Annotated in this window: 26 protein-coding genes; 13 read left to right on the top strand and 13 right to left on the bottom strand. The window is 67.9% G+C overall.

Annotation, left to right across the window (positions count from 1 at the left end; all coding sequences use genetic code 11):
* Positions 1–205 precede the first annotated feature (205 nt).
* The 3 genes from ACWJI3_RS15365 to ACWJI3_RS15355 all read left to right on the top strand — a co-directional run bounded on the left by ACWJI3_RS15365 (position 206) and on the right by ACWJI3_RS15355 (position 4,611).
* Positions 206–1,807, top strand: coding sequence for an iron uptake porin (locus tag ACWJI3_RS15365; RefSeq protein ID WP_480204124.1), 1,602 nt, complete (start codon positions 206–208; stop codon positions 1,805–1,807).
* A gap of 286 nt (positions 1,808–2,093) precedes the next feature.
* Complete coding sequence (locus tag ACWJI3_RS15360) at positions 2,094–3,794, top strand: iron uptake porin (RefSeq protein WP_480204123.1); 1,701 nt, start codon at positions 2,094–2,096, stop codon at positions 3,792–3,794.
* A 121-nt stretch (positions 3,795–3,915) separates the two neighbouring features.
* Entirely contained in the window at positions 3,916–4,611 is a 696-nt protein-coding gene (locus ACWJI3_RS15355) for a J domain-containing protein (protein ID WP_480204122.1), read from the top strand.
* Positions 4,612–4,634: 23 nt separating this feature from the next.
* On the opposite strand, the gene ndhO is transcribed toward ACWJI3_RS15355, so the two are convergent.
* Positions 4,635–4,877, bottom strand: a complete 243-nt coding sequence (gene ndhO / locus ACWJI3_RS15350) for an NAD(P)H-quinone oxidoreductase subunit O (RefSeq protein WP_094514834.1) — start codon at positions 4,875–4,877, stop codon at positions 4,635–4,637.
* Positions 4,878–4,974: 97 nt separating this feature from the next.
* Between ndhO and ACWJI3_RS15345 the strand changes: the two genes are divergently transcribed.
* A complete protein-coding gene (locus tag ACWJI3_RS15345) occupies positions 4,975–5,916 on the top strand; it encodes a TIGR01777 family oxidoreductase (protein WP_480204121.1) in 942 nt (313 codons plus the stop codon).
* On the opposite strand, the gene ACWJI3_RS15340 is transcribed toward ACWJI3_RS15345, so the two are convergent.
* The 4 genes from ACWJI3_RS15340 to ACWJI3_RS15325 form a co-directional block, all read right to left on the bottom strand.
* Positions 5,852–6,130: a hypothetical protein gene (locus tag ACWJI3_RS15340; protein WP_259730130.1), complete on the bottom strand. Its 279-nt coding sequence runs from the start codon at positions 6,128–6,130 to the stop codon at positions 5,852–5,854. The two genes, ACWJI3_RS15345 and ACWJI3_RS15340, sit on opposite strands and share 65 nt — an antisense overlap.
* A complete protein-coding gene (locus ACWJI3_RS15335; RefSeq protein WP_480204120.1) occupies positions 6,123–7,331 on the bottom strand; it encodes a lipid-A-disaccharide synthase-related protein in 1,209 nt (402 codons plus the stop codon). Before ACWJI3_RS15335 ends, ACWJI3_RS15340 begins: the two co-directional genes overlap by 8 nt.
* Before the next feature lie 23 nt (positions 7,332–7,354).
* On the bottom strand, positions 7,355–7,825 hold the full coding sequence (locus ACWJI3_RS15330) for a hypothetical protein (protein ID WP_480204119.1): 471 nt from the start codon (positions 7,823–7,825) through the stop codon (positions 7,355–7,357).
* A gap of 95 nt (positions 7,826–7,920) precedes the next feature.
* Positions 7,921–8,325, bottom strand: a complete 405-nt coding sequence (locus tag ACWJI3_RS15325; protein WP_094514822.1) for a HesB/IscA family protein — start codon at positions 8,323–8,325, stop codon at positions 7,921–7,923.
* A gap of 171 nt (positions 8,326–8,496) precedes the next feature.
* Between ACWJI3_RS15325 and zds the strand changes: the two genes are divergently transcribed.
* From zds to ACWJI3_RS15310, 3 genes are read left to right on the top strand one after another with little or no spacing between them, the layout of a single operon-like run.
* Positions 8,497–10,002: a 9,9'-di-cis-zeta-carotene desaturase gene (gene zds, locus ACWJI3_RS15320; RefSeq protein WP_480204118.1), complete on the top strand. Its 1,506-nt coding sequence runs from the start codon at positions 8,497–8,499 to the stop codon at positions 10,000–10,002.
* A 5-nt stretch (positions 10,003–10,007) separates the two neighbouring features.
* Positions 10,008–10,457, top strand: a complete 450-nt coding sequence (locus ACWJI3_RS15315) for an SRPBCC family protein (RefSeq protein WP_094514816.1) — start codon at positions 10,008–10,010, stop codon at positions 10,455–10,457.
* Between the two features lie 40 nt (positions 10,458–10,497).
* Entirely contained in the window at positions 10,498–11,079 is a 582-nt protein-coding gene (locus ACWJI3_RS15310; RefSeq protein ID WP_480204117.1) for a hypothetical protein, read from the top strand.
* Here ACWJI3_RS15310 and ACWJI3_RS15305 read toward each other — a convergent pair.
* From ACWJI3_RS15305 to ACWJI3_RS15285, 5 genes are read right to left on the bottom strand one after another with little or no spacing between them, the layout of a single operon-like run.
* Positions 11,066–11,875 (bottom strand): uroporphyrinogen-III synthase, encoded by an 810-nt coding sequence (locus ACWJI3_RS15305; protein ID WP_480204116.1) that lies wholly within the window; start codon positions 11,873–11,875, stop codon positions 11,066–11,068. The two genes, ACWJI3_RS15310 and ACWJI3_RS15305, sit on opposite strands and share 14 nt — an antisense overlap.
* 30 nt (positions 11,876–11,905) lie before the next feature.
* A complete protein-coding gene (locus tag ACWJI3_RS15300) occupies positions 11,906–13,099 on the bottom strand; it encodes a glycosyltransferase family 2 protein (RefSeq protein ID WP_480204115.1) in 1,194 nt (397 codons plus the stop codon).
* A gap of 49 nt (positions 13,100–13,148) precedes the next feature.
* Positions 13,149–14,831, bottom strand: coding sequence for a glycoside hydrolase family 3 N-terminal domain-containing protein (locus ACWJI3_RS15295; protein WP_480204114.1), 1,683 nt, complete (start codon positions 14,829–14,831; stop codon positions 13,149–13,151).
* Complete coding sequence (gene rbfA, locus ACWJI3_RS15290; RefSeq protein WP_255101456.1) at positions 14,788–15,237, bottom strand: 30S ribosome-binding factor RbfA; 450 nt, start codon at positions 15,235–15,237, stop codon at positions 14,788–14,790. Before rbfA ends, ACWJI3_RS15295 begins: the two co-directional genes overlap by 44 nt.
* A 2-nt stretch (positions 15,238–15,239) precedes the next feature.
* The gene (locus ACWJI3_RS15285; protein WP_094514805.1) at positions 15,240–15,446 is read right to left on the bottom strand and encodes a DUF751 family protein; all 207 of its coding nucleotides are present in this window, start codon (positions 15,444–15,446) and stop codon (positions 15,240–15,242) included.
* 169 nt (positions 15,447–15,615) lie between these two features.
* Between ACWJI3_RS15285 and ACWJI3_RS15280 the strand changes: the two genes are divergently transcribed.
* A complete protein-coding gene (locus ACWJI3_RS15280; RefSeq protein WP_094514803.1) occupies positions 15,616–16,374 on the top strand; it encodes a glutathione S-transferase family protein in 759 nt (252 codons plus the stop codon).
* Here the strand turns inward: ACWJI3_RS15280 and ACWJI3_RS15275 are convergent.
* A complete protein-coding gene (locus ACWJI3_RS15275; protein ID WP_480204113.1) occupies positions 16,334–17,146 on the bottom strand; it encodes a DUF6816 family protein in 813 nt (270 codons plus the stop codon). The two genes, ACWJI3_RS15280 and ACWJI3_RS15275, sit on opposite strands and share 41 nt — an antisense overlap.
* Between ACWJI3_RS15275 and ACWJI3_RS15270 the strand changes: the two genes are divergently transcribed.
* On the top strand, positions 17,145–17,414 hold the full coding sequence (locus ACWJI3_RS15270) for a CRR7 family NDH-1 assembly protein (RefSeq protein WP_094514798.1): 270 nt from the start codon (positions 17,145–17,147) through the stop codon (positions 17,412–17,414). The genes ACWJI3_RS15275 and ACWJI3_RS15270 overlap by 2 nt on opposite strands.
* Before the next feature lie 10 nt (positions 17,415–17,424).
* On the opposite strand, the gene ACWJI3_RS15265 is transcribed toward ACWJI3_RS15270, so the two are convergent.
* Positions 17,425–18,039, bottom strand: a complete 615-nt coding sequence (locus ACWJI3_RS15265; RefSeq protein WP_480204112.1) for a shikimate kinase — start codon at positions 18,037–18,039, stop codon at positions 17,425–17,427.
* A 62-nt stretch (positions 18,040–18,101) separates the two neighbouring features.
* Between ACWJI3_RS15265 and ACWJI3_RS15260 the strand changes: the two genes are divergently transcribed.
* Both ACWJI3_RS15260 and ACWJI3_RS15255 read left to right on the top strand, forming a co-directional pair.
* The gene (locus ACWJI3_RS15260; protein ID WP_480204111.1) at positions 18,102–19,025 is read left to right on the top strand and encodes a 6-carboxytetrahydropterin synthase; all 924 of its coding nucleotides are present in this window, start codon (positions 18,102–18,104) and stop codon (positions 19,023–19,025) included.
* On the top strand, positions 19,016–19,723 hold the full coding sequence (locus ACWJI3_RS15255; protein ID WP_480204129.1) for a dihydrofolate reductase family protein: 708 nt from the start codon (positions 19,016–19,018) through the stop codon (positions 19,721–19,723). Before ACWJI3_RS15260 ends, ACWJI3_RS15255 begins: the two co-directional genes overlap by 10 nt.
* Here the strand turns inward: ACWJI3_RS15255 and ACWJI3_RS15250 are convergent.
* Positions 19,708–20,157 (bottom strand): hypothetical protein, encoded by a 450-nt coding sequence (locus ACWJI3_RS15250; RefSeq protein ID WP_233133141.1) that lies wholly within the window; start codon positions 20,155–20,157, stop codon positions 19,708–19,710. The genes ACWJI3_RS15255 and ACWJI3_RS15250 overlap by 16 nt on opposite strands.
* A 56-nt stretch (positions 20,158–20,213) precedes the next feature.
* Between ACWJI3_RS15250 and ACWJI3_RS15245 the strand changes: the two genes are divergently transcribed.
* Both ACWJI3_RS15245 and ACWJI3_RS15240 read left to right on the top strand, forming a co-directional pair.
* Positions 20,214–21,392: a GNAT family N-acetyltransferase gene (locus tag ACWJI3_RS15245; RefSeq protein ID WP_094514779.1), complete on the top strand. Its 1,179-nt coding sequence runs from the start codon at positions 20,214–20,216 to the stop codon at positions 21,390–21,392.
* Positions 21,393–21,408: 16 nt separating this feature from the next.
* Positions 21,409–21,792, top strand: a complete 384-nt coding sequence (locus ACWJI3_RS15240) for a DUF4346 domain-containing protein (RefSeq protein WP_094514774.1) — start codon at positions 21,409–21,411, stop codon at positions 21,790–21,792.
* The last annotated feature ends 15 nt before the right edge of the window (positions 21,793–21,807 follow it).

Raw genomic sequence — 21,807 nt, 5'->3', positions numbered from 1 at the left:
CACAGCCAGGGGCGAGAAGAACGGAAAGCCAGGGTCTTCGGGCCGGGCCCCTCACTCTGGACCGGCCGGTGCTCGCCCGATGGCGGCCTGGCAAGCCATGGCGCTCACTGTCCATTGTCATTTCTGTCACATCCGGCCTGGTGGCTGCTTGAACTGCCGTGAAGATGTGGTCGGCGCATTGCGCCCCCTTTTGTGTGAGGACACAATGAAACTCTTCCAGCAACTGCTGCTGGCACCTGCCGCTCTGGGGCTTCTCTCCCCGATGGCCGTGTCTGCTGCAGAGCTCAACCTCGACGGCGTCAACCAGTACGCCTCTGAGGAGCAAGTCACCAGCATCAACCAGTTCTCCGACGTTCAGCCCACTGAGTGGGCCTACCAGGCGCTCTCGAACCTGATCGAGCGCTACGGCTGCGTCGCTGGCTATCCCGACGGCACCTTCCGCGGCAAGAAAGCCCTCAGCCGCTGGGAAGCCGCTGCTCTGCTCAACGCCTGCCTCGACCGCATCACCGAGGTGACCGACGAGCTGCGCCGCCTGCTCAAGGAATTCGAAGCTGAACTGGCCGTGCTCAAGGGCCGGGTTGATGGCCTCGAAGCCAAAGTCGGCGAGCTGGAAGCCAGCCAGTTCTCCACCACCACCAAGCTGAACGGTAAGGCCACCTTCGTGGTCGGCGCCAACTCCTACAGCGGCTCCAACAACGGTCTTGTTGACTCAGCCCGCGCTCTGCAAGGCGCCACGGCCTTCAACTACGACATCCAGCTCAATTTCGATACCAGCTTCACCGGCAAGGACCTGCTGCGCACCCGCCTGCGCGCCGGCAACTTTGCTGACGGCCCCTGGGCCGGCGGTCCGGTCGTTGGCCTGAACGCCCTTGAAGCCGCGTTCGAAGAGGGCTGCGGCTCCGGCGCTGATTGCGGCGACGTGGTCGCGATCAACCGCCTCTTCTACCAATTCCCCATCGGCACCGGCTTCACCGCCACCGTTGGTGGCCGTGTCCGTCAGGACGACATGCTGGCCGTCTGGCCCAGCGTGTACCCCGCTGACACCGTCCTCGACATCTTCACCTACGCCGGTGCTCCCGGCGCTTACAGCCTGAACCTGGGTGCAGGTGCCGGTCTGTGGTGGAAGAGCGGTGGCTGGACCATCAGCGCCAACTACGTCTCTGCCAACGGTGACTCGGGCAATCCGAGTGAAGGTGGCATCGGCACCTCTGGCGCGGCCCAAACGGGTACTGCCCAGATTGCCTACACCCAGCCCAACTGGGGCCTGGCTGTGGCCTACGTCTACACCACCCCTGAGGGTGGTCTGGCTGGCCTCTACAGCGGCAATGGCACCCCTCTGGCCGTCACCGGCTTCGGGCTCTCCACCTCGGTGAGCTCGGTGGGCATCAGCGGTTACTGGCAGCCCTCCAACTCCGGCTGGATCCCTTCGATCAGCGCCGGTTGGGGCATCAACGGCCACAGCGCTGACTCTGCTTCCGCCGGTTCTCTCGAGAGTGTGATCGACGGTGCTCAGACCCAGTCTTGGTACGTCGGTCTTCAGTGGAGCGATGTGTTCATCAAGGGCAACTCCCTCGGTATGGCCGTCGGTCAGCCCACCTTCCTCACGAAGTCGGGCGACAACGACACCCTGTCACCCAATGACGGCAACTATGCCTGGGAGTGGTGGTACAAGTTCCAGGTCACCGATAACATCAGCGTGACTCCTGCGATCTACTACCTGAGCGCTCCTCTCGGTCAAGATCAGAAGTTCAACAACGAATCGTTCAGCAACTTCGGCGGTATCGTCAAGACCACCTTCAAGTTCTGATTCTGCCTTCCTTCACTTGAATCGTCTCCTCTGAGCCCCTCACACATTGCTCAGGCGACTACGTCGATTCAAGTGAACCTTGACGAAGCATTCAGTTCTTTCGCCCCGCCATCTGGTGGGGCTTTTTGTTGGCTGGATTCCAGGCTGGGCCCCACTTCAGGGGAGGCATGGAATGTCGCCTGGAATACATGCTCGGGTAGCTCAAGCCAGGCTATACGCGTTGTCAGTTCATACAATTTGCAGGCTTCACTACAGAAGCATCCCCTCAATTGGTGTGAGGACTCTCATGAATCGCATTCAGCACTTGTTGCTGGCTCCTGCCGCTCTTGGCCTGCTCGCCCCCGTGGCAGCTTCGGCCTCAGAGCTGAACATGGATGGCGTCAATCGCTATGCCAATGTCAAGGAACAGGTCACCAGCATCAATCAGTTTTCTGATGTTCAGCCCACCGAGTGGGCCTATCAGGCGCTCTCGAACCTGATCGAGCGCTACGGCTGCGTCGCCGGCTATCCCGACGGCACCTTCCGCGGCAAGCAGGCCCTCAGCCGCTGGGAAGCCGCCGCCCTGCTCAACGCCTGCCTCGATCGCATCACCGAGGTGACCGACGAGCTGCGCCGCCTGCTCAAGGAATTCGAAGCCGAACTGGCCGTGCTCAAGGGCCGGGTGGATGGCCTCGAAGCCAAAGTGGGTGAGCTGGAAGCTACCCAGTTCTCCACCACCACCAAGCTCCAGGGTCAGGCCACCTTCGTGCTGGGCGCTGTCAACGCCGGTGGCAACAGCACGAGTGGGCGCTTCAGGACATCCTCAATCACCAGTGGCAATGACAGCGAGAACTACAACGCTCGCTTCGGTGCCACCTCGTTCAACTATGACGTTCGCCTGAACTTAATCACCAGCTTCACGGGCAAAGATCAGCTCTTTACCCGCCTGCGCTCCGGCAACTTCAACAACGCCTTTAATGGCAACGGTCTCAACCTCACCGCTCTGGACATCGCCAGCAACGGCTTTGGCCAGACGAGCTGCACCGGCAACCGGAACTGCTCCGATGTGGTCGGCATCGACCGTCTCTGGTATCGCTTCCCTGTTGGTCGCGACGTAGCGATCACCGTTGGTCCCAAGGCCCGGAACACCGAAATGCTGGCGGTCACCCCGTCGGTGTACGGCAAGGGCGACAAGATCCTTGATCTCTTCACCCTTCACGGTGCTCCCGGCGTCTACAACAAGGCCACTGGCGCTGCTGCTGCTATCACCTGGCGGCAGAACGTTCCCAAGGGCAAAGGTCGCTTCAGCGCCGGCGCCAGCTATGTGGCGCAGCAGGGTGATTCGGGCACTTCGTTCGATGGCAACCCCTTCAGCTGCTCCAGCGATGAAGGTGGCATCGGCACCGATTGCGCCCGCGGCAACTTCCTCGCTCAGCTGAACTACACCACCCCACAGTGGAACATCTCAGCGGCTTACCGCTACGGCCAAGCGGCCACCAACTTCCGTCGCGGCACCAACTTCGCCGCTTCCAACAGCTGGTTCCTGGCCAACGGTGATTCCAACAGCGTGGCAGTCAACGCCTATTGGCAGCCCAAGAAGAGCGGTTTCATCCCCTCCATCAGCATTGGTTGGGGTCTCAACAGCCTCTCCGGCAACGAGACCCAAGCCAGCGGCGTTGAGTTCGCTTCCCCGTTCGTGAGCGAGTCGCAAAGCTGGTTCGTCGGCCTGGAATGGTCTGATGTGTTCGCCAAGGGCAACGCCGCCGGTATGGCCGTGGGCCAGCCGGTGTTCGCCACCCAGCTGAAGTCCGGCACGACCTCGGGCCTGGAAACCACCCCGAACGACGGCAACTTCGTCTGGGAATGGTGGTACAAGTTCCAGGTGACCGACAACATCTCCGTCACCCCGGCGATCTTCTACCTCAGCCGCCCGCTCGGCCAGCAAACCGGCGCCGACCAGACCTTCAACGTGTTCGGCGGCCTCGTGCAGACCACCTTCCGTTTCTGAAGACCGGCACTCGGTTCAACCTGCCCTCACACACCACCTCACGGCCTCCCGGAAACGGGGGGCCTTTTTTCGCGTTTCCGCCCTCGGCGTGGAGATGATGGCTCCGCTACCGGGCTGTTGGATGGCCGCTTCCCCCACCTCCGCAAACCCTTATGCCGTGCTCGGCGTTGGCGTTCAGGCCAGCGTGGCGGAGATCAAGGCGGCTTATCGCCAGTTGGTGAAGCAGCACCATCCCGATGCGGGAGGCGATGCGGCCACGATCGTGGCGCTCAATGCCGCCTGGGAGGTGCTGGGAGACCATGAGCGTCGCCGGCTTTACGACAGCACCCACAGCCCGGCCCTCGGGGATGGAGGGCCGCCGCCAGCGCGAGGTGCGCGTGTGCAGACCCCAGCCGCAGGCAGCAGGGGTGCGGCCCGTGACGGGGAGTTGCTGGTGTGGCTGCAACGGGTGTATGCGCCGATCGATCGTCTGCTGGGGCAGGTGATCCTGGCCTTCCCGGGTGAGCTGCGCGCCCTCGCGGCCGATCCCTACGACGACGTGCTGATGGAGGCGTTCTGCGCCTTCCTGGAGCAAAGCAAGGCCAAGCTCGACAGAGTACAGATGCTCTACAGGTCCATGGCCTGCCCGTCGGCGGCCAAGGGTTTTGGCCTCAGCCTCTACCACTGCCTGAGCCAGGTGGAAGATGCCTTGGCGGAACTGGAGCGCTACACGCTCGGCTACGTGGACAGCTACCTCCACGACGGTCGCGAGATGCTACGGGAGGCCAAGCAACGCCGCTCCCTCATGAAGGAGGAGCGGCGCCGGCTGGATCTCTGAACCGGCTGGATCTCTGAAACGGTTCAGCAGGCTTCGAGCTGATCGAGCCGCAGCCACACGTCGGGAACAGGCAGGCGCCAGCGCAGTTGGGCGTAATCGCCTTTGACGGCGAGCACTTCGCCGGGACCCTCGAACAGGTAGGCCGGTGGCTGGGGATCGCTGGCCGCCGCTTCCAGGCTGCTGGCATAGCGCGCCGCGCTCACCTTGACCAGGCTGCCTTTCTTGATCGGTGCGGGCTTCGTCGGTGCGGGTGCAGTGTCAGCCATCACGACAGTGATCGATGCGCGCAGGTTAGTGCCCCTCTTCGGTCGCCTTTGCCACCGGTGCCAGCCCTACCGTTGATCGACGTGCGTCCTCCCTGCTGTGCGGCTGTTTCTGCTCGGATGTACCGGCTTCATCGGTCGTGAACTGGTGCCCCTGCTGCAGCGGGAAGGGCACAGCTGCACGCTGCTCAGCCGTCAGCCGGCCAGCTCCAGCGCCAGTGGCCTAGGGCCTCCGGATGTGGCCCGGCTGCAGGGGGATCCTGCCGAGCCGGCCACCTGGAGGCGCCCCGAAGTGCTCGAGGCTCTGGCGGTTGCCGAAGGGGTGGTGAACCTGGCCGGTGAGCCGATCGCCGACCACCGCTGGACCCCGCAACACCGCCAGCGCCTGCTCGACAGCAGGCTGGTGACCACCACAGAGCTGGTTGAGGCCATGGGCCATCTGGGCACCCCGCCCCGCGTGCTGGTGAACGGTTCAGCCGTGGGCTACTACGGCACCAGTCCGAGCGGCAGTTTCACCGAAGCCTCACCACCGGCGGCTGATTTCCTCGGCCAGCTCTGCGCCCAGTGGGAGGCAGCGGCTGATCGAGCCGCCGTGGGCATCCGCGTGGTGAAGTTGCGCATCGGCATCGTGCTCGGCGCTGACGGCGGCGCCCTCGGCAAGATGCTGCCGGTGTTCCGCACCGGCTTCGGGGGGCCCGTGGGTTCGGGCCGCCAATGGATGAGCTGGATCGAGCGCACCGACCTCTGCCGGTTGATCGCCGCCGCCTTGGTGGACCCGGCCTATGTGGGGGCTTACAACGCCGTGGCGCCCACGCCGGTGACCATGCAGTCGTTCGCCACCAGCCTCGGGGACGTGCTGGGTCGCCCGAGCCTGCTGCCGGTGCCGGCCCCGGTTCTGCAGCTCATGCTCGGCGATGGCGCCAAGGTGGTGCTGGAGGGCCAGCATGTGGTGCCCGAACGCCTGCAGCAGCAGGGATTCAGCTTCCACTATCCGGATGTTGCCGCTGCGCTCGCCGCTGCCACCAGCCCAGGATCCCGCTGAGCACGGCCGCCGCCATCAGCAGCCCGATCGCCGGGGTGAACAGGGGCTCCCACAGCTGCTGAAACAGCTTCAGGGGGGCGTCGACGCTGCGGCTGTGCAGGGCGATCGCCAGGCCGAACCACACCGCTCCGGCGATCACCAGAAACACATTGGCCACCAGGAGGCTGTCGAGCCAGCCCTTCAGGCGAACGCTCAGGGATTGCGGCTCAGACATCGCTTAACACCGCATGGATCTCTCGGGCCATCCTGGCAGCGCCCCCGGGACCTCCGATGCGCTCGTGGCCATTGCGGCGACAGCGTTCTGAAAAGGCAGGATCCGCAAGAGCGGTGAGCAGGCCGGTGGCCAGTTCCGCCGTGCCGGCCAGGCTGTCTTCCGAACCGGGCTCGCCATCGCTGCAGGCCAGGGACGAGCCCAGCAGCCGGCGTTGCGCCTCGGCGAAGCTGACCGTGAATTGCGGTCCGTGGCCCACCAGCTGCAGCACCGGTTTGCCCAGACCCACGGCCTGTTCGGCTGCCGTGCCTGTCATCGAGAGCAGCAGATCGCTCTGCTGAACCACCGCCGCGAAGCCTCCCCATACCAGGTGCAGCACGAGCGGGCCCCGTTCCAGCCGATCGCCCTGCAGGGTCCACCCCAGCGGTGCGGCGCAGCGGCCCACCAGCTCCCGGTGAAGATCCTTCACCAGCGCCGCCACCAGCTCCAGCCGCTGCGGTTGCTGCCAGGACGGCGGCAGCCGCACCAGCACCTTCAGCATGAGCTCCAGATTGCGCAGCGCTTCCGGCAGCCGGCTTCCAGGTAGAAGCCCCAGCAGCCTGGCCCCGGAGCTGCAGTGCGGCTCCAACGGCTGCAGCGGGGGCGCTGGCTCCCGCGCCCGGTCCAGGAATGGATTGCCGAGGAAGTGCACCGGGCGTCCCAGCTGGGCCGTGAGGTCAGTGGCGGTGAGGCTGTCGCGGCTGTACACCCGCTGGAAGCGGCCGCTGCGCAAGCACCAGCCGCAGGGCCAAGGCAGGCGCAGACGCCCTTCGTAATGGCTGGAGTAGGCCACCAGATAGGTGACCACCGGCCGGCAGCTCAGCCAGGCCGCCACCACCGGCAGCACATCGCCGATCACCACGACCAGATCGAAGTGCCGCGCCTGGCAGAGGAAAAGGGCAAGGCGCCTGAGCACGTAGCTCACCTGCCCCTGCAGCAATTCCGTGAGACGGCCCGCCAGGCTTGTGTAGCCCAGCCCGCCGGTGCTGTAGGTGCGGGTGCGGCCCAGCACCGGAATCTGCGCCTGCCGGTAGGCGTTCCCGTGGCCCACCAGGGGCAGCGCTGCCACGTCGGCCCCGGTCGCCCGCAGCTCCTGGCCGATCAGGCTGCCGCTGAGATCTTCCCCATGCCCATTGCTGATCAGCAGGACGCGTTTCGGGACCATGGCTGGGGCCGGCACCGTCCCGATCACCCCTTCAGCCAGGCGTTGACTTTCTCCAGCGAGGTCCAACCGGGCCGACGGTGCAGGCCATCGGCGATCGATTCCTGCAGCTCGTCGCCCAGCTCCGGTGCCACCGCTGTGACCCTGAGCACCATGTCGATGTGCTCGCGCACGCCTTTGGCGCCGGTTTCGAGCATGGCGACTGAGAGGTTCACGCGCGACTGAGGATCCTGCGGATTGAGCTTCACGGCCGTACGCGCCGACCGCAGCGCCGCCACGGGCTGATCGTCGAGCAGCTGCAGCCAGGCCAGGCAGGTCCACCCTGCGGCCAGCCGTGGGGCGGCGGCCGTGATCGCCTGGAACTCGGGGATCAGATCGGCGGGCTCGGCACCCTCCTGATAGCGGCGGATGGCCTGCTCGAAGGCGGATTCGGTGGAAGCGTCCGTGGCCATCGTGGACACTGCGGCGAGGTAGAGCCCCTCAGATTCCCACGGCATGGAGCAGTGGCTCAGCTCCGCAGGAGGCCTGCAGGTCGTGGTGCCGGAGGTCGGTTCAGAGTGCTGGGGTCAGCCCGTGCCATCAAGCCGCTGGCTCAGACCGCGAAGGAGCTGCCGCAGCCACAGGTCTGGCTGGCGTTGGGGTTCGTGAAGTTGAAGCCACCACCGATCAGAGCGGAGCTGAAATCCAGCTGCATGCCATAGATGTACAGAAGGCTCTTTGGATCACACACCACGCGGAAGCTGGGGGCTCCATTGGGTTCGTAGGTATACACCTCATCGTCGGCGCGGATGCCGGCGGCTTCGATGAAATCCATGGTGTAGCTCATGCCGCTGCAGCCACCGGAGCGCACGCCCACCCGCAGCAGCTTCTCCTCACCCTGTTGCCGCATCAACGTGGCCAGCTGCAGCATGGCCGGGGCGGTGATCAGGATCCCCTTGCCATCGCGGCCGGTGTGGGTGAGGGGAGCGGCTGGGGCCGCTGGGGTGGAGCTGCTCATGGGCGGAGCCTGGGGGAAGGGAAACGTCGTCCGATCACTCTATGGAGGGTGGCCGGTTTTCGAAGCCCCGTCCCGCTGACGCCCGGGCCGCCGCAGCCCTGGCGGGAGCGGCCATCCGAACGCCGCCGCCCACTCCGGCTCCATAGAGTCGCCGGGTACGGGAGGTCAAGGGTGCGGGTCGCCATCGTGGGTTCGGGTCTGGCCGGTCTGGCGGCTGCAGTGGATCTCTGCGACGCCGGCCATCAGGTGGACCTCTACGAGGCGCGGGCTTTCGTGGGCGGCAAGGTGGGCAGCTGGGTAGACGCGGGTGGCAACCACATCGAGATGGGGCTGCACGTGTTCTTCTTCAACTACGCCAACCTCTTCGCCTTGATGCGCAAGGTGGGGGCCTTCGAGAACCTGCTGCCCAAGGAGCACACCCATCTGTTCGTCAACAAGGGCGGCGACCTCCGCGCGCTCGATTTCCGTTTCCCCGTCGGCGCCCCCTTCAACGGCCTCAAGGCCTTCTTCACCACACCCCAGCTCGACTGGATCGACAAGCTGCGCAACGCCCTGGCCCTTGGCACCAGCCCGATCGTGCGGGGCCTGGTGGATCCCGACGGTGCCATGGGTGTGATCCGGGCACTGGATCGCATGAGCTTCCGCGACTGGTTCGTCGGCCATGGCGGCAGCCCGAAGAGCATCGAGCGGATGTGGGATCCGATCGCCTACGCGCTCGGTTTCATCGACTGCGCCTCGATCTCGGCCCGGTGCATGCTCACCATCTTTCTGATGTTCGCCACCCGCACCGAGGCCTCCAAGCTCAACCTGCTGAAGGGCTCGCCGCACCGTTGGCTGCATCAGCCGATCCTCGACTACATCGTTGCCCGCGGCGCCAGGCTCCACCTGCGTCACCGGGTGCTGGAGCTCTGCACCAGCGACGGAGCCAACGCTGAGGGGCAGAACAGCCCTGCCACGGCGGCGCCGCAGGTCACGGGTCTGCGGTTGGGCACGCCCGAGGGAGAGATCCACGTGGAAGCCGATGCCTACCTGGCCGCCTGCGATGTGCCGGGCATCCAGAAACTGCTGCCCAGCGCCTGGCGCCGCTACGAGCAGTTCGACAACATCTACCGGCTGGAGGCCGTGCCGGTGGCCACCGTGCAGCTGCGCTACGACGGCTGGGTGACCGAACTGGGGGACGGCGAAGCCCAGACTGCCGCCCGCTCCAATCTTCAGCACCCCAGCGGGCTCAACAACCTGCTGTACACCGCAGACGCCGATTTCAGCTGCTTCGCCGATCTTGCCCTGGCCAGCCCTGCCGACTACCGCCGCGAAGGCCAGGGCTCCCTGCTGCAGTGCGTGCTCACTCCGGGAGATCCCTGGATCGCCAAGAGCAACGAGACGATCGTGGCGGTCGTCGATGCCCAGGTGCGGGAGTTGTTTCCGTCCGCCAGCCAACTCACGCTGCTGTGGAGCAATGTGGTCAAACTGGCCCAATCGCTCTACCGGGAGGCTCCTGGCATGGAACCGTTCAGGCCTGAGCAACGCACGCCGGTGAGCAACTTCTTCCTGGCCGGCAGCTACACCAAGCAGGATTACATCGATTCGATGGAGGGGGCCACCATGAGCGGTCGCCTGGCGGCCGGGGTGATTCTTGGTCAGCCGGTGGCGATGGCGTCCATCGGCGCGGCGGCCTGACGATCATGGGCCGTTGGCTGGAGCACAGCGTCACCACGGAGATCAAGGCCCCGGTGCAGCGGGTCTGGGAGGTGTGGAGTGATTTGGAGGCCATGCCCCGCTGGATGCGCTGGATCGAGTCGGTGGTCACCCTCGACGATCCGGACATCACCGATTGGACCCTGGCAGCCCAGGGCTTCCGCTTCCACTGGAAGGCCCGCATCTCCCAGCGTGTCGAGGCCCAGCAACTGCACTGGGAATCGGTGGGGGGGCTTCCCACAAAAGGCGCCGTTCGCTTTTATCCTCAGGGCGATTCGCTCACTGTCGTCAGACTGACGGTGAGCTACGAACTCCCTGGGGTGCTCGCACCACTGATGGAGCCTTCCATCCTTGGCGGCATCGTCACCAAGGAATTGCAGGCCAATCTCGATCGCTTCAGGGATCTTGTTGAGCGTGGAGACGATGGCCAGTCCTGATCAGCTTTCCGCTTCCGGTCCCGGCTTCGGGGCTTGCCGTTTGTCCAATAAGCCTGGGAAGACGTTCCTGGCTTCGGCAGCCCTGCTGCTGCTTTCCAGCCTGATGGGGTGCGGCGGCGCGCCCGAGGCGAGTGCGCCGCCGCCGCCTCCCGCCCCGGCACCAGCGGCCCAACCCGCCGCGGCCGCAGCCGCCCCTGGTGCTGCGGCTGCTCCCACGGCGGGAGCAGGCGTGCTCGCCGGCCTCACCCCCCTGCCCAGCAGGCAACAGGTGCTGGCGGCTGCTCCAGCCGATCGCGCTGATCCCTTCGCCCCGGTGATCCGGCCCCGGCCCACGGGAGCGGCGGCTGCTGCCAGCGGCGATCCCTCCCGGCCGGCCGCTCCGGCGCCCCTGCGCCTCCCCGATGATTTTCGCTTCAGCGGCGTGATTGACATTTCGGGTGTGCCCCAGGCCCTGGTTCAGCGCTCTGAACAGAGCGGCACCGTGGTGGTCGGTGACCAAGGCGGTCGCTCCACGCGCCTTCTTCCCAACGGCTGGGTTGTCACCTCCATCGATGTCCAGAACGGCAGCCTGCGCATGCGGCAGGGCAAGCAGACGATCAGCGCAGCGCTCAGGCCCTCCTGAACGGTCCGCTGATCCCTGCCACGCAGGCGCGCACCAGCCCCTGAAGGTCATGGGGGTCGGCTTCCGCATCGACCCGGCCCAGCAGCTCCAGGCAGCGGGCACTGGTCTGGGGACCGATCGAGATCAGGGCGACCCCCTCCAGAACCTCCTGCCACGCGCCGCCGAAGCTGTGCTGCAGCAGAGCGCAGGTGTGCTGGACGGTCTTGCCGCTGCTGAACGTGAGGGCATCCACCTGGCCGGCCCGCAGGGCGGCTGCCGTCGCCAGGGGCAGTTCCTGCGGACAGCGCGATTCGTAGGCCGGTACCTCGACCACGCGGGCGCCGGCGGCGGCAAAGGCGTCGCCCAGGATGGTGCGGCCGCCGCTTTGCACCCTTGGCAGCAGCAGCCGCAAGCCCCAGCCTGAAACGGGGAAATGCTCGATCAGGCTGTCGGCCACGAAGGCCGGCGGCACGAAATCGGCCGGGGTACCGAGCCGTTCCAGCCGGCTGGCTGTTGAGGCCCCCACGGCGGCGATCTTCACGCCCCGGGGCCGGTCCGCCAGGTTGCTGCCGATCCGCTCCAGCCGCGCCTCCACCGCCTCCACGCCGTTGGCGCTGGAGAACACCAGCCAATGGAAGTCTTCGAGTTCGGCCAGGGCGTCGTCCAGGGGGCCCCAACTGTCTGGTGGGCCGATCACCAGCGCCGGCAGGTCGAGCACCCGGGCGCCGGCTGCCTCGAACAACCGGCGCGCTTCACCCAGCTGGCTGGCCGCGCGGGTGACGACCACGCAGCGCTGCTGCAGCGGCGGCGACGTCATGGGCGGCGGTGTCAGCGGCTCCGGCACAGCTCAGCCCTCCAGCTTCACGATGGCGCCGGCCTGCTGACGCAGCCGGTCGGCTTCTTCAGCGCGGCCCTGCTGGCGCAACAGGCTGATGGCTGTGCGGAAACTGCCGCGCGCCGCCTCGATGTTGCCACCCAGCAGCTGGGCGGCTGCCAGGTTCTGGTGGGTTTCGGCGTGGTCAGGGGCGAGCTGGCGGGCCGCCTCGTAGGCCTCCAGGGCACCGGCGATGTCTCCTTGGCGCCGGCGGACCAGACCAAGGTTGTACCAACCCAGCGCCACCTCGGGACACAGTCGCACCGCCGCGTCACAGAGACGGTTGGCCTCCTCCAGCGCACCGCGTTGCACCAGAAGGGCAGCAAGGTTCAGCCGCGCCGCCAGGCTGAGGCGGGGGTTGAGGCCGAGGGCCAGGGCCTCCTGGTAGAGCTGCTCGGACCGCGCCGGTGTGGTGCTGGCGTGGCCGATGCCCAGATGCAGCAGCAGCTCGTAGCGCTCCACGCGGGCCGAGGCGGGGCAGTGAGCGAGGGCCGCCTCCAGCAGGGCGAGGCCCCGCTCCCGGTTCCCTTCACTGATCTCCAGGCCGCCCAGTTTGGCGCTGGCATAGGGATCGTTGGGCGTCGCGATCAGCTCCTGCTCCATCGCCTGGCGCAGGCGCTCTGCCTTGCGGCCGGCCAGCAGCAGATCGGGGCGGTAGCCGTCATGCACCAGGCAGGGCTGGGAGCAATCGGCGATGCGCCAGTGGGGTTCGGCCGTCAGCACCGCCGCCACGCTGTCGTCGACCATCGCGTGATACGCCTTGCTCCAGCGGATGCCTGGATGGCGGCGGAACAGGCGGCTCACGTTCGAATAGGGCGACTGCCGGGCGCCCCGCTCGTAGCGCAGCAGGTTGATCAGCAGCACGTCCGGCTGCGCCATCAGCGCCTTGAGGGCCGGCCGCGCTTCCGGCAGCAGCTGCTCATCGGCGTCCAGCACCAGCACCCAGTCGCCCTGCACCAGTTCCAGGGCCGCGTTGCGCGCCGGAGCGAAGTCGCCCGGCCAGGGCAGCGCATGCACGGTCGCCCCCTGCCGCCGGGCGATGGCCACCGTGTCGTCGCTGGAGCCGGTGTCCACCACCACCATCTCCTGCACGAAGCCCGCCACCGATTCGAGGCAGGCCGCCAGCCGCTCGGCCTCGTCCCGCACGATCATCGACAGGCTGAGCATGGGAGCGGCTCGGGTCTGGGGGCGAGGCTAGTGCCCCTCCCTTACGGGTTCAGTCGGTGAAGCCCCCCTCCAGGGCGCTTCGCGGCAGGCCCAACTGCTCCAGCAGCTGGGCCTGGGCCAGGGGCATCTGGGCCAGGCTCAAGCCGGCCGGGAGGTCGGGCGGCAGCAGCGGCTGCAGAGTTTCCCAGAGGTAGGGGCTGCCGTAGACCGCCAGGCCGGCCAGGCGGGAGGCCGCCAGCAGTTGCCGCACCACGGCGGCCCAGTTTTCCTCGCCGCCTGCGCTGCCCCGGAAGGGATTGCCCCGCACGAACAGCTGGAGCAGCACCGGCCCCTGGGGCAGCCGCTCGATCGCCAGCGGCGCTTCCGGGTCGGCGCGCCAGGGACTCGGGGCGCGGCCATCAATCAGCACCGGCGCGTAGCCCTTGCCCAGCGGGCGCTGCAGCGCCGGCGCCAGTACGGGCAGGAAGGGATTGGCCAGGGCGCTGTCGACCCGGATCAGGTTGACACCGGGCCCCGGCGGCAGGCCGCTGGGCCCCTGGCTGCTGGTGCTGAGCTGCACCAGCTCTCGGCTGAGCTCCAGATCCTCTGCCGTTTCCAGTTGAGCCACCGCGTGGGCCAGCTGCAGCAGGGGCCTGGCTGCCATCGGGTTGTCAGCGGCTGAGGCCGGCGGGCGCAGGCGGGCCAGTGCGGCGTCACGCCGGCGCAGGCTCTGCGTGAGTCGCGCCAGGCTGATCCGGCCACTGCTGAGGGCTGCCACCAGCGCATCGATCGCGGTGTGGGCATCGGCCGGCATGAGCAGCAGGTCGGCTCCGGCTTCAAAGGCCAGCACTGCCGCTTCCCCCGCTCCCCAGCGCGCCGCGATCGCCTCCATCACCAGGGCGTCGGTCACCACCAGACCACCGAAGCCGAGATCCACGCGCAGCAGGCCCTCCAGCACCCGGGCCGAGAGGGTGGCGGGACGCTCGGGGTCCAGGTCGCTCAGCTGGAGGTGCGCGGTCATCACCGCGCCCACACCGGCGGCGATGGCGGCGCGGAAGGGCGGCAGCTCGATCGCCTCCAACCGCTGGCGGTCGTGGGGGAGCACCGGCAGAGCCAGGTGCGAATCCACCAGGGTGTCGCCGTGGCCGGGGAAGTGCTTGGCACAGCAGAGCACACCTTCCGCCTGCGCCGCCGCCACAAAGGCGGCGGCCAGGGCTCCTGCCGTGGCTGGATCCTCCCCCCAGGCCCGCACGTTGATCACCGGATTGGCGCGATTGTTGTTGACATCGCAGACGGGGGCCAGCAGCCAGTTCAGGCCCAGGGCGCGCGCCTGGCGGGCTGTGCAGCGGCCATAGCGGCCAGCCAGCAGCAGCGCCTGCTCCGGGGCGCTGGCGAACAGGCGACCGAGTGCCAGGGGAGGAACCAGCCAGGTGGCGCCCTCGAACCGCTGCCCGACCCCCTCTTCCACATCGGCGCAGAGCAGGAGGGGATGGCGGGCCCAGCCGCTGAGCTGCTCTGTGCGCAGGCGCAGTTCCGCGGCGCTGCCGCCCAGCAGGATCACGCCGCCCACACCGGCGGCAAGCAGGTCCTGCAGCTCGCCGTTGGGAAGCTCCCAGCGGGGATAGCGGCGCTGGCCGTCGCTGAGATGGCCGCTGCCGCGCACCACCAGCAGGCGGGCGACCTGCTCCCGCAGGCCGGGGGAAGGGGCCTCAGTCACCCCGGTCGTCGGCGTCGCTGCCGCCGGACACCGCATCGCCGCTGATCGGTTCCTGATCGCTGCCTGGGGGCACCTCGCCCCGCCGCTCCCGTTCGCGTCCCAGTTCATTGAGCAGACCGAGCACCGCGGTGCCCCGCTCCAGGCCCCGGTCGAGATGGAACACCACCTCAGGCGTGCGGCGCATCTTCAGGCGACGGCCCAGCTCGCCTTTCACGTAGGCGCTGGCGGAGCGCAGGCCCTCCATGGCTTGTTCGCGATCGGCGTCGCTGCCGTAGATGCTCACGAAGATCTTGCAGTGCTGAAGATCGCCGGCCACGTCCACATTGGTGACGCTCACCATGCCCAGCGACACCCGCTCGTCCTTGATGCCGTTCACGAGCAGCTCGCTGATCTCACGCCGGATCAGAGCTGCGACCCGCTCGACCCGTCGGGTCTGTGCCATTGCTAAGCCAGTGGTGCTGAGCCAACCATCGCACGCAGCACCAGCGAAAGGCTCACCAGCCCACTCACCAGCGCCCCCACCAGCGCCACGGCGGTGACCGGGTTGCTGCGCCGCCGGGCCAGCGGTTCAAGCACCGAGTTGAACACCCCGAGGCTGAAGGCGATCAGATAACGCGGGTAGCGCGTGACGTTGAGGAAGAACTCTTTCATGGGGCAGGCCTTGGAACGATGGTGAGGAGCAGGGGGCGCGGGGTGCGGGGCAGTGAGGCGCGGGCCTGGGCCTGGCTCAGGGGGGGTGCTGAAGCCGAAGCCGACGCACCCATCTGCACGCGGGTCTCGTTTCGATGGCTACTCTGCCGCCACCGGGTCAGGGCCGCCGATGCTGGAACTTCACCAGTTCAGACATTCCGCCTTCTGCGAGAAGGTGCGGCTGATTCTGGCCGCCAAACGGCTGGACTACACCGTGGTCGAGGTCACGCCGGGCTTCGGCCAGCTGGCCCTGTTCCGCCTCTCTGGCCAGCGCCAGGTGCCGGTGCTGGTGGACGGCACTGAGGTGATTGCTGATTCCTCCGCGATCGCTCTGCATCTGGAGGCCCACTACCCCACGCCCTCACTGCTGCCGGTGGACCCCCGCGCCCGCGCCCAGGTGCTGCTGCTCGAAGACTGGGCCGATACGGCGCTGGCGGCCGGAGGCCGCATGGCCCTGCTGCAGGCGATGGGCACCGACAGCGTGGTGCGTGGCGCTCTGTTGCCCGACGCCACCCCGGCTCCCCTGCGCTCCCTGCTGGGTGCCCTGCCGACGGATCTGTTCGCCGGCGTCGGCGAGGTGATGGGCCGCTCGGAGCGCCAGCAACTGCAGACCAACCTTGAGCAACTGGCGGCGCTGGTGAGCCGCCACCCTTACCTGATTGGCGATCAGCTCTCGCTGGCCGATCTGGCGGTGGCGGCCCAGTTGTCGTTGCTGCTGTTTCCCGCCAGCGCCGGTGCGCCACTGGCGGGCCGCGGCGTCGCCGGTGTGGCGGACCATCCCCTGCTGGAGGGGCTGTTCCGCTGGCGTGACGCCATCTACGCCGAGGTGGGGCGGCAGCCTGAACCGGTCAACTCACCTGACCCTCAGACGCCGGCAGCGGCGTCGTAGGAATCCGCTGCAGATCCAGGCTGAAGCGGTGGGTGCTGAGCGGCACGGCCGCCAGCCCGTCCTCCGGCGAGGGGTAGGTGGCCTGCCACTGCAGCGCGCGTAAGCGGCCTGGCTGATCGAACCCTGCGCTGCTCGCGGTGCCGCTGGGCGCTGGGCTGAGCTCCTTCCTGGCGGGCGCTGGCTTTGGCATGAGCGCAGCCAGCTCGTAGCGGGTGAGGGTTTCCACCCGGCTGATCCGGGTGCCGCCGGGGCTATGCACCACCTGCAGGGCCAGCTCATCGGCGATGAAACGGTCGCCAGCTGCCGCCTCGGTCCGCCGCCCCACCACCGTGGATTCCAGTGACAGATCGCCGCGCAGAGTGGCGATCTGCCGGTTGGGGTTGGCCGGGTCGTTGGCCACGGTCAGCAACTGGGGTCCCAGCAGCGCCTTGCCAACCTGGGCGGCATTGAAGGCCCGATCCCCCACCAGCTCGCCGCGCCGGTTGCGCGCGAAGCGCACCCGATACGTCAGTGGAGCAGTGCTGCCGGGCGCCACCTCCTCGCTGCGCACCTCCCAGGTGCCTTCAAAGACGTCGGGGTACACCAGGTCGCGGCGGCCGGGGCGCGGCAACGGCGCCGGCAGGTTCCAGTCGGGCCACATGGCCAGCCGTTCCGCCAGCACTCCACCCCCGGCAGGGTTCAAACCCGTCCCCGCGTCCAGCCCCAAGGCAGCACCCGAGGGCCAGATCGCCAGCAGCACCGCCAGGATGGGGCCCATCAGTGCGGCTGCCATGTCCGATCCCCTGCTGCGCGAACTCGATCATTACGTGGTGCTGGAGCCGTCCGCTGCGGAAACCTGTCTCACGGCCGCTGAAACGCTGCGTTGGCTGGAGACCACCCTGGCTGCCATGGCCACACCACCGGCCGAGCTCGCCCACCTGCCCAGTGATGCGGCCCGCGCCCAGCGCCTGCTCGACACCGCCTGCGAGCTGGAGGTGGAGCCGGGCGTGGCTGTGCAATGGTTCGCGGTGCGGCTGGAGGCACCCAGCCGCCCGGACTGAGTCCCCCGGTTCAGGAGGCCGGATCTGACCGAGCCTCAGGTGCTTCCGGCGGCTGCGGCGGCTCCTTGAGCACAGCGGGAAGGGCCGCCAGCAGCTGGTCGGCCACGGCCTGCGGCGCGCGGCCGTCCTGCACCACCTGCAGATCGGCCTCGGCATAGAGCGGCCGGCGCTGCTGCAGCAACTCCCGCAGCCGAGCGCTCGGATCCACGCTCTGCATCAGCGGGCGGGGGGTGGGATCGGCGGCGAGCCTCTCCAGCAGCAGTCCTTCAGGGGCATCGAGCCACACCACCACGCCTTGCCGCAGCTGTCCCCAGTTGGCCGGCCTTGTGACCACCCCACCGCCGGTGGCCACCACCAGCGAGTGCCAGCTGGCGATGCTGCCGAGCACCTGCGTTTCCAGCTGTCTGAACCCTTCTTCTCCATCGGTTTCGAACACCGCGGCGATCGAGCGTCCGGCCGCTGCCTCGATCACCTGGTCGGCGTCGATGAAGCGGTAGCCGAGTGCTTCGGCCAGGGGCCGCCCCACGGAACTCTTGCCCGCCCCCATCATTCCGATCAGATAGATGTTCATGCCGCTGAGCCGTTTCCTCAGGGCCTGGTGCGGATGCGCAGGGGCGGCGGGCATGGTGGGGAGATGGAACGGTGCAGGGAGGAGATCCCTAGGATGACTCTTCAGACTTTCCGGTGATGACGGCACCTGCCACCAGATCCCAGCGCCATGGCCGCGGCCGCGGCTGCGTGATCACCCGCAGGGCCACCTTCAGTGCCAGCCATCTGTATGTGCTGCCTGAACTCACGCCCGAGCAGAACCAGGAGCGCTTCGGCCGCTGCAGCCTGGCTCCCGGCCATGGCCACAACTACGAATTGATCGTGGCGATGGCTGGCCCGCTCGATGGTGACGGCATGGTGCTCAACCTCTCCGAGGTGAAGCACGCCATCCGGCGTGAAGTCACCGATGCGCTCGATTTCCGGTTCCTCAACGCGTGCTGGCCGGAGTTCGATCTGCGCCGGCCCGAGGGCCGCCTGCCCACCACCGAAGCCCTCTGCCAGGTGATCTGGCAGCGGCTGGCTCCCCACCTCCCCGTGGTGGGTCTGCGCCTCTACGAGCAATCCAACCTCTGGGCCGATGTCCTCGGCGATTCCATGGAAGCCTTCCTCTCGATCCGCACCCACTTCGCCGCGGCCCACCGTCTGGCCCGGCCCGAGCTCTCGATGGCTGAAAACGAAGCCATCTACGGCAAGTGCGCCCGCCCGCACGGCCATGGCCACAACTACCTGCTCGACATCACCGTGCGCGGCGCGATCGATCCCCGCACCGGCATGGTCTGCGATCTGGCCGAGCTGCAGCGGTTGGTGAATGACCTGGTGGTGGAGCCCTTCGACCACACCTTCCTCAACAAGGATGTGCCCCATTTCGCCGACTGCGTGCCCACCGCCGAGAACATCGCGCTGCACATCGCCGATCTGCTGAGCGCTCCCGTTTCCGCCACCGGTGCCATGCTCCACAAGGTGCGGCTGCAGGAGAGCCCCAACAACGCTGCCGAGGTCTATGCCGAGGTGCCGCAGCTGGAGATGCGCCCGCTGGCGCTCGAAGCCCTCGCCTGCGCCTGAGCCACTCCGCCGCCACCCTCCCGCTGCCCCAGCTGCGGTTGGTGCTGGCGATCAGCGTTGATGGCCGCCTGGCTCCCGCCGGGGGCGGTGCTGCCCAGCTCGGCGGTTCCGGCGATCGCGCCGTGCTGGAAGAGTCCCTCGCCTGGGCTGATGGCTGCCTGATCGGAGCCCGCACCTTGCGTGTGCACGGCAGCACCTGTCTGATCCGCGAGCCCGGCTTGCTGGCCCGGCGCGCCGCCCAGGGCCGTTCACCGCAGCCGCTGGCCGTGGTGGTGAGCCGCAGCGGCCAGCTCGAGCCCGCGTTGCCGTTTTTCAGCCAGCCGCTGAGCCGTTGGCTGCTGCAGGCCGCCGGCCCAGCTCAGCCGCTGCCGCCGTTACCTGCCGGCTTTGAGCGCCGGCTGCCGCTGCGCCACTGGCCCGCCTGTCTGGCGGAGCTGCGCGCCCTGGGGCTGGAGCGTCTGGTGCTGCTCGGGGGTGCCGAACTGGCGGGAGCTTTGCTGGCTGCCCAGCTGGTGGACGAGCTGCACCTCACCCTGTGCCCGCTCCTGCTGGGCGGGACTCACAGCTGGCTGCCGGCGGCGGCGCCCGCCTCGGCTTCGGCCTGGGAGCTGCTGGAGCACCGCGACCTCGGTGGCGGGGAACTGCTGCTGCGCTACCGGCGCAGAGCTCCCTTGGCCACTCTTCAGGGTGAACCCTGAGAGCTGAAGCGGCGCCCGAGATCTTCCAGCGACACATCCTTCAGGCTCTCGGGTGGCAGGCCCAGCAGCTTGGCGGCGCAGCGCTTGGCCACCACCTCGCTGTCGTCGCCGAAGCGGCCGCCCACCATTTCGGTGATCACGCCGAGGGTGCGACCGGTGGCTTCCGATTCCCGGATCAGGCAGGTGCTCACGGGCCCCGCCAGCTGGCGGCAGGGTTGGCGCAGGCTCTGCTCCAGCCTGGTCTCGCCCCCTGCGCCCAGGCGCACACACAAATCGGCCAGTCGGTTCTCCAGCTGGGGACGCATCAGCAGCAGCAGGGGTTGCAGCAGGCTCGCCTGCGCCGGCTGGCCGCTGCCAGCGGTGGCAACGAGCAGGCCCAGCCCCAACAGCCTGGCCAGGGGATGACCCCTGAGGGTTCGGTGGCGCACCGTCATCCGGCTCCTGTGGTTAGTTTTGCGTCCGGCGCGATGCACGAGCGTGGTCCGGCGGCATGGCTGAACTTGAGACCCGCTGGCACCCCTCCACGGCCGGGCTCAGCGAAATCCAGTGGCAGGAACTCTGCGGCGCTGCCGGGATCCCGTTCTTCAGCTGGCGCTGGCTGCATGGTCTGGAGGCCTCCGGCAGCATCGTTCCCCGTCAAGGATGGCAACCCTGCCACCTGGGGGTGTGGCGCGGCGACGCGCTGGTGGCCCTGGCGCCGCTCTACCTGAAGGGCCACAGCTACGGGGAGTTCGTTTTCGATCAATCCTTCGCGCAGCTCGCAGGACAGATGGGCCTGCGCTACTACCCCAAGCTGGTGGGGATGAGCCCGGTGAGCCCGGTGCAGGGGTACCGCTTTCACATGGCCCCCGGCGAAGACGAGGCCGCGCTCACCCGCCTGATGCTCGAGGAGATCGATCACTTCTGCCGGGAGCAGCGGCTGTTGAGCTGCAACCTGCTGTACGTCGATCCGAGCTGGCAACCGCTGGCGGAGGCCGCGGGCTGGGCCACCTGGCTCAACCAGCAGAGCCTCTGGAGCAACCCCGGTTTCGCCAGCTTCGACGACTATCTGCTCGGCTTCAATGCCAACCAGCGGCGCAACATCCGCCGTGAGCGCCGCGCCGTTGCAGACGCCGGCCTCACGGTGAGCCCACTGGTGGGGGAGGAGATCCCGGCAGTGATGCTGGCGCGCATGCATGGCTTCTATGAGCAGCACTGCGCCCGCTGGGGGGCCTGGGGCAGCAAATACCTCACCGAGGAGTTCTTCCGCTACGCGGCCGAACACCTCCGCCACGACCTTGTCCTGTTCAGCGCCCACCGCGGCGATCCGCTGGTGCCGGTGGCGATGTCCCTGTGCGTGCGCAGTCAGGAAGGGCTGTGGGGCCGCTACTGGGGCAGCAACGAGGAGATCGAGAACCTGCACTTCGATGTCTGCTACTACGCCCCGATCGAGTGGGCGATCGGTCAGGGTCTGCGCTGGTTCGATCCCGGTGCGGGCGGCAGCCACAAGCGCCGCCGCGGCTTCGTGGCTCAGCCGCGGGCCAGCCTGCACCGCTGGAGCGACCCCCGCTTCGACCGCCTCGTGCGCCAGTGGCTGCCGCAGGCCAACGCCCAGCTGCTGGAGGAGATCGAAGCCGTCAACGCGGAGCTGCCGTTCTGTCGGCGGGAGTTGCCCCTGGCAGCGGCCTGATTCCTACGATCAGCCGATGAACACTCTCCTCAGCGAGCGTGACAGCCTCGATGAACGGCTGTCGCAGCGCTCCATCGCCCTCGATCCCGCCGGCTACTTCCTGATCAAGGTGGATGCCGTGGCCGGTGAGTTGGTGGCCGAGCACTACAGCAACGGCATCGATGATCGCGGCCTCGCCACCGACCCCGACACCGGTGAGGTGCTGAGCTGCCGCGGCAACGGGTCACGCACGCCAGTGGCCACCTACCGGGGCCGGAGCGCCAAGGAACTCGGCATCCGGCTCACTGAAAGCACGGAACCGTTGCCGCTCAGTCGCCTCGACCACGCCCTCTATATCGGGCGCGAACTGCAGAAGGCGGAAGCCTGCCTCCACAGCGGGCTTCCGTATGTTCAGGATTGAAGCCCTGAGGGGAAG

It is taken from the genome of Marcopretia estuarina LEGE 06307 (assembly GCF_056633115.1).
The sequence above is the reverse complement of the archived record's forward strand: the minus strand, read 5'-3'. Positions and strand labels throughout refer to the sequence as shown.

Bases quoted from the DNA above. Each gene is read 5' to 3' on its own strand.
- ACWJI3_RS15365 (WP_480204124.1), top strand. From the start codon at position 206: ATGAAACTCTTCCAGCAACTGCTGCTGGCACCTGCCGCTCTGGGGCTT.
- ACWJI3_RS15360 (WP_480204123.1), top strand. From the start codon at position 2,094: ATGAATCGCATTCAGCACTTGTTGCTGGCTCCTGCCGCTCTTGGCCTG.
- ACWJI3_RS15355 (WP_480204122.1), top strand. From the start codon at position 3,916: ATGGCCGCTTCCCCCACCTCCGCAAACCCTTATGCCGTGCTCGGCGTT.
- ndhO (WP_094514834.1), bottom strand. From the start codon at position 4,877: ATGGCTGACACTGCACCCGCACCGACGAAGCCCGCACCGATCAAGAAA.
- ACWJI3_RS15340 (WP_259730130.1), bottom strand. From the start codon at position 6,130: ATGTCTGAGCCGCAATCCCTGAGCGTTCGCCTGAAGGGCTGGCTCGAC.
- ACWJI3_RS15335 (WP_480204120.1), bottom strand. From the start codon at position 7,331: ATGGTCCCGAAACGCGTCCTGCTGATCAGCAATGGGCATGGGGAAGAT.
- ACWJI3_RS15330 (WP_480204119.1), bottom strand. From the start codon at position 7,825: ATGCCGTGGGAATCTGAGGGGCTCTACCTCGCCGCAGTGTCCACGATG.
- ACWJI3_RS15325 (WP_094514822.1), bottom strand. From the start codon at position 8,325: ATGAGCAGCTCCACCCCAGCGGCCCCAGCCGCTCCCCTCACCCACACC.
- ACWJI3_RS15315 (WP_094514816.1), top strand. From the start codon at position 10,008: ATGGGCCGTTGGCTGGAGCACAGCGTCACCACGGAGATCAAGGCCCCG.
- ACWJI3_RS15305 (WP_480204116.1), bottom strand. From the start codon at position 11,875: ATGACGTCGCCGCCGCTGCAGCAGCGCTGCGTGGTCGTCACCCGCGCG.
- ACWJI3_RS15300 (WP_480204115.1), bottom strand. From the start codon at position 13,099: ATGCTCAGCCTGTCGATGATCGTGCGGGACGAGGCCGAGCGGCTGGCG.
- ACWJI3_RS15295 (WP_480204114.1), bottom strand. From the start codon at position 14,831: ATGCGGTGTCCGGCGGCAGCGACGCCGACGACCGGGGTGACTGAGGCC.
- rbfA (WP_255101456.1), bottom strand. From the start codon at position 15,237: ATGGCACAGACCCGACGGGTCGAGCGGGTCGCAGCTCTGATCCGGCGT.
- ACWJI3_RS15285 (WP_094514805.1), bottom strand. From the start codon at position 15,446: ATGAAAGAGTTCTTCCTCAACGTCACGCGCTACCCGCGTTATCTGATC.
- ACWJI3_RS15280 (WP_094514803.1), top strand. From the start codon at position 15,616: ATGCTGGAACTTCACCAGTTCAGACATTCCGCCTTCTGCGAGAAGGTG.
- ACWJI3_RS15270 (WP_094514798.1), top strand. From the start codon at position 17,145: ATGTCCGATCCCCTGCTGCGCGAACTCGATCATTACGTGGTGCTGGAG.
- ACWJI3_RS15275 (WP_480204113.1), bottom strand. From the start codon at position 17,146: ATGGCAGCCGCACTGATGGGCCCCATCCTGGCGGTGCTGCTGGCGATC.
- ACWJI3_RS15265 (WP_480204112.1), bottom strand. From the start codon at position 18,039: ATGCCCGCCGCCCCTGCGCATCCGCACCAGGCCCTGAGGAAACGGCTC.
- ACWJI3_RS15260 (WP_480204111.1), top strand. From the start codon at position 18,102: ATGACGGCACCTGCCACCAGATCCCAGCGCCATGGCCGCGGCCGCGGC.
- ACWJI3_RS15250 (WP_233133141.1), bottom strand. From the start codon at position 20,157: ATGACGGTGCGCCACCGAACCCTCAGGGGTCATCCCCTGGCCAGGCTG.
- ACWJI3_RS15245 (WP_094514779.1), top strand. From the start codon at position 20,214: ATGGCTGAACTTGAGACCCGCTGGCACCCCTCCACGGCCGGGCTCAGC.
- ACWJI3_RS15240 (WP_094514774.1), top strand. From the start codon at position 21,409: ATGAACACTCTCCTCAGCGAGCGTGACAGCCTCGATGAACGGCTGTCG.